We start from the raw sequence: 2,770 nt of genomic DNA, 5'->3' as shown, positions 1-2,770 counted from the left end.
TGTGTCGGTGGTGTCTTACTCTCCCACACCCTGGCGGGTGCAGTACCATCAGCGCTGGGGAGCTTAGCTACCGGGTTCGGAATGGGACCGGGCGGACCCTCCCCGCCATCGCCACCGACAACCCACACACCCCCACCCAGAGCAGGGGCAAAACCAGGGGCCATCACTCGATGATGACACACTCTTCTCTGCAATTATCAACAACAACCACCACAGGGATGGGTTGTTGTTTCAGATATCGTATAGTGGGTGCAAACAAACAATTTGTGGGCAAGTCTCTCGGCCTATCAGCACCAGTCAGCTTCATGTGTTACCACACTTCCACGTCTGGCCTGTCAACCCCATCATCTCTGGGGGGCCTTAACCCACACAAAGGGTGGGAGACCTCATCTAGGAACAGGCTTCCCGCTTAGATGCTTTCAGCGGTTATCCCTCCCGAACATAGCCAACCAGCCACGCACCTGGCGATACGACTGGCACACCAGAGGTCCGTCCGTCCCGGTCCTCTCGTACTAGGGACAGCCTTCCGCAAGTCTCCTACGCGCGCGGCGGATAGGGACCGAACTGTCTCACGACGTTCTAAACCCAGCTCGCGTGCCGCTTTAATGGGCGAACAGCCCAACCCTTGGGACCAACTCCAGCCCCAGGATGCGACGAGCCGACATCGAGGTGCCAAACCATGCCGTCGATATGGACTCTTGGGCAAGATCAGCCTGTTATCCCCGGGGTACCTTTTATCCGTTGAGCGACACCACTTCCACACGCAAGTGCCGGATCACTAGTCCCTGCTTTCGCACCTGCTCGACCCGTCAGTCTCACAGTCAAGCTCCCTTATACACTTACACTCACCACCTGATTGCCAACCAGGCTGAGGGAACCTTTGGGCGCCTCCGTTACCCTTTAGGAGGCAACCGCCCCAGTTAAACTACCCACCAGGCACTGTCCCCGATCCGGATCACGGACCCGAGTTAGATGCCCAGAACGACCAGAGTGGTATTTCACCAACGACTCCACCACCACTAGCGTGATGACTTCACAGTCTCCCACCTATCCTACACAAGCCGAACCAAACACCAATACCAAGCTATAGTAAAGGTCCCGGGGTCTTTCCGTCCTGCCGCGCGAAACGAGCATCTTTACTCGTACTGCAATTTCACCGGGCCTGTGGTCGAGACAGCGGAGAAGTCGTTACGCCATTCGTGCAGGTCGGAACTTACCCGACAAGGAATTTCGCTACCTTAGGATGGTTATAGTTACCACCGCCGTTTACTGGCGCTTAAATTCTCCGCTACACCCCACAAGGGGTTCACGGGTCCTCTTAACGTTCCAGCACCGGGCAGGCGTCAGTCCATATACATCGCCTTACAGCTTCGCATGGACCTGTGTTTTTAGTAAACAGTCGCTTCTCCCTGGCCTCTGCGACCACCACCAGCTCCCCAAGCACGTCGGATCACCAGCAGTGGCCCCCCTTCTCCCAAAGTTACGGGGGCAATTTGCCGAATTCCTTAACCACAGTTCACCCGACCGCCTCGGTATACTCTACCTGACCACCTGTGTCGGTTTCGGGTACGGGCCGTACGGACACTCGCTAGAGGCTTTTCTCGGCAGCATGGGATCACCCACTTCACCACCACGGCTACGCATCACCCCTCACCCACATGGCATGCGGATTTACCTACACACCGGGCTACAGGCTTACACCAGCACCACCAACCACTGGCAGAGCTACCCTCCTGCGTCACCCCATCACTCAACTACTACCCCATCAGGCCCCACGCAGAACCACACCAGATCCGAAGACCCAGACCAGCCCCAGGTGGTTAGTATCAAGGAGTTCGCTTTGGACGCGTCCACACGGGTACGGGAATATCAACCCGTTCTCCATCGACTACGCCTGTCGGCCTCGCCTTAGGCCCCGACTCACCCTGGGCGGACGAACCTTCCCCAGGAACCCTTAGTCATCCGGCGGCAGAGATTCTCACTCTACACTCGCTACTCATGCCTGCATTCTCACTCCCACACACTCCACACCAGGATCACTCCGGCGCTTCACCGCATGCAGGACGCTCCCCTACCCAACAACCCCCAACAAGGGGCTCTTGGCATGGCTTCGGCGGTGCGCTTCAGCCCCGCTACATTGTCGGCGCAGGACCACTTGACCAGTGAGCTATTACGCACTCTTTCAAGGATGGCTGCTTCTAAGCCAACCTCCTGGTTGTCTCAGCGATCCCACATCCTTTCCCACTAAGCGCACACTTAGGGGCCTTAGCCGATGCTCTGGGCTGTTTCCCTCTCGACGACGAAGCTTCTCCCCCGCCGTCTCACTGCCACGCTCAACTCAAGTGTATTCGGAGTTTGGCTGATCTCAGTAACCCGCGAAGGCCCATCAACCAACCAGTGCTCTACCCCACCCAAGCAACCACGCAACGCTGCACCTAAATGCATTTCGGGGAGAACCAGCTATCACGGAGTTTGATTGGCCTTTCACCCCTACCCACAACTCATCCCCCAGGTTTTCAACCCTGGTGGGTTCGGGCCTCCACACGGTCTTACCCGCGCTTCACCCTGGCCATGGGTAGATCACCCCGCTTCGGGTCTGCACCACGCGACTACAACGCCCTCTTCAGACTCGCTTTCGCTCCGACTACCCCACACCGGGTTAACCTCGCCACGCAGCAGCAACTCGCAGGCTCATTCTTCAAAAGGCACGCCATCACCCAAAGGCTCTGACGGTTTGCAGGCACACGGTTTCAGGAACTCTTTCACTCCC

At 57.6% G+C, this 2,770-nt stretch carries 2 rRNA genes (1 of these 2 only partly in view); both read right to left on the bottom strand.

From position 1 onward, the window contains the following. Positions 1–2: 2 nt before the first annotated feature. A 5S ribosomal RNA gene (gene rrf / locus MOQ72_RS43835) occupies positions 3–119 on the bottom strand. A 147-nt stretch (positions 120–266) separates the two neighbouring features. Continuing rightward, a 23S ribosomal RNA gene (locus tag MOQ72_RS43830) occupies positions 267–2,770 on the bottom strand (it continues 574 nt past the right edge of the window).

Origin of the sequence: Saccharopolyspora soli, assembly GCF_022678645.1 — a bacterium.
Classification (GTDB): Bacteria; Actinomycetota; Actinomycetes; order Mycobacteriales; family Pseudonocardiaceae; genus Saccharopolyspora; species Saccharopolyspora soli.
This window is presented reverse-complemented; position numbering and strand designations above follow the sequence as displayed.